The following is a 210-nucleotide window of genomic DNA, read 5'->3' on the forward strand; positions in this document are numbered from 1 at the left end:
CTCGCTGTCCTTCGAGACACCGATGCTCTGGACGATCGGCTTCCTGGTCACCTTCACCTTCGGTGGTCTGACCGGCGTCATCCTGGCCTCGCCGCCGATGGACTTCCACGTCTCCGACTCGTACTTCGTCGTCGCCCACTTCCACTACGTCGTCTTCGGCACCGTGGTCTTCGCGATGTTCGCCGGCTTCCACTTCTGGTGGCCGAAGTT

Annotated in this window: 1 protein-coding gene; it reads left to right on the plus strand. The window is 61.9% G+C overall.

Annotation, left to right across the window (positions count from 1 at the left end; all coding sequences use genetic code 11):
- The coding region (locus tag HW130_RS35335) for a cbb3-type cytochrome c oxidase subunit I (RefSeq protein ID WP_177153842.1) at nucleotides 1-210 on the plus strand (210 nt) is incomplete at both ends.

This window comes from Streptomyces sp. PKU-EA00015, from assembly GCF_013387495.1.
Classification (GTDB): Bacteria; Actinomycetota; Actinomycetes; order Streptomycetales; family Streptomycetaceae; genus Streptomyces.